Source organism: Paenisporosarcina sp. P5_A11, from assembly GCF_056400705.1.
Genome location: NZ_JBFUKT010000308.1, coordinates 1 through 1921 on the forward strand (window position 1 = coordinate 1; position 1921 = coordinate 1921).

Consider the following 1921-nt stretch of genomic DNA (forward strand, 5'->3'; position numbering starts at 1 on the left):
GATTAACTCGGAAAATCAGGAGTTGCTAAGAGGTAGGTGTGGTTTTGAAAAAAATGGTTTTGTATTGGAGACTCTTCTTTTTAGTTGTATTGCTTTGTTTATTTATAACAAATGTCATTGGAATATCTATATTACTAGCCGTTATTCTAGGTATCATTTTCTTTCAAGGTATACCTTGGCTATACGAAAAAATGAAAAGCAAGAGTAGTAATTCTTATTGAACTAACGAGACACGATGGGATAGCCTTGAATTTCAAGAACTTGTCAAAACCTTCAAAAGAAACTTGATTAGGGTGATATAAAATGATTTACTATGAAGCTATTTATTGTAGTTGTATAAAACTCTCGCGGACTCGTTATTGATAAATACTCTTCATTAGGTAAGATGCAGCACAGTGCTTTCCAAAGCCCCCCGAAACCCATTGGGCACAGGATAATTTATAGGTAAGTACGCAGCACAAGATGTTTTTTTAAATATTTCTGATACCTAAGAGATAAAGTTATTTGTATTAATCTGCACCAAAAATATACGTTTTAAAATATTTGACTCCATAATAAAAAACTACCATGAACACTGTTCATGGTAGTCCCAAATATTATTCTTTCTTATCTTTTAACAAAAATCCAGTGTTGCCACTAGGTTTAGTCATGATCTAATACTTTAGCACTTGAGTCTTCATTCCGCTTCAGTTGCCGCTACTTCCTCATGCTTAAACTGTTCTGCTTCAGTTGAACCAGATAAGGCCGTCGTAGATGACGTTCCGCCTGAAATAACAAGTGAAACTTCATCAAAGTAACCCGTTCCAACCTCACGTTGATGTCGAGTCGCTGTGTAGCCATCTTGTTCAGCTGCGAACTCCACTTCTTGTAGCTCAGAATAAGCCGCCATGCCTCGCTCTTTATAGTCTTTCGCAAGTTCGAACATCCCGTAATTCAGTACATGGAAACCTGCAAGTGTAACGAATTGGAATTTATAACCCATCTTCCCAAGCTCTTGTTGGAAGCTTGCAATCGTTTTTTCATCCAGTTTCTTTTTCCAATTGAATGATGGAGAACAGTTATAAGCAAGCAGTTTACCAGGGAATTTCTCGTGAATGGCTTCAGCAAACTTTCTAGCTTCATCAATATTCGGTTCAGAAGTTTCACACCAAATCAAATCTGCATATGGTGCATATGCAAGACCTCGGGCAATTGCTTGATCGATACCATCATTAGTATGATAAAAACCTTCCGGCGTTCGTTCTCCCGTAATAAATTGATGATCATACGGATCCACATCGCTTGTAATTAGATTAGCTGCATTTGCATCTGTACGAGCAATAAGCACAGTAGGTACATCCATTACGTCAGCTGCTAATCGTGCAGCGATTAGATTACGCACTGCAGTTTGAGTAGGAAGCAAAACTTTTCCTCCTAAGTGACCACATTTCTTTTCAGAAGAAAGTTGGTCTTCTAAATGCACCCCTCCTGCACCAGCTTCAATCATCGACTTGGTTAATTCAAATACATTCAGTGTTCCACCAAACCCAGCTTCCATATCCGCTACAATGGGGGCATACCAATATGTATCGCCCTTACCTTCCGCTTGCTGAATTTGATCAGCACGTTGCAACGTTTGATTAATTCTTTTCACCACTTGTGGTACGCTATTGCTTGGATACAAGCTTTGGTCTGGGTACATATGTCCTGATAGATTAGCATCCGCAGCTACTTGCCAACCACTCAAATAGATTGCTTTTAATCCCGCTTTTACTTGTTGCATCGCTTGATTTCCTGTCAGTGCGCCAAGAGCATTTACATAGTCTTCTGTATTCACAAGATTCCAAAGTCGCTTAGCACCTAAAGTCGCAAGTGTTTGTTCGATGACGATTGAACCTCTTAATTTAATAACGTCTTCAGCTGAATATGGTCGTTCGACACC

The 1921-nt window shown here is 39.0% G+C and carries 2 protein-coding genes; one reads left to right on the forward strand and one right to left on the reverse strand.

The genetic code is table 11. The features are described from left to right. On the forward strand, positions 1-208 hold a 208-nt coding region (locus AC1DOS_RS19745; protein WP_477538856.1), incomplete at its 5' end, for a hypothetical protein. A 468-nt stretch (positions 209-676) separates the two neighbouring features. Here AC1DOS_RS19745 and aceA read toward each other — a convergent pair. Continuing rightward, positions 677-1921, reverse strand: a 1245-nt coding sequence (gene aceA, locus AC1DOS_RS19750; RefSeq protein WP_477538857.1) for an isocitrate lyase, incomplete at its 5' end; no start/stop codon positions are given.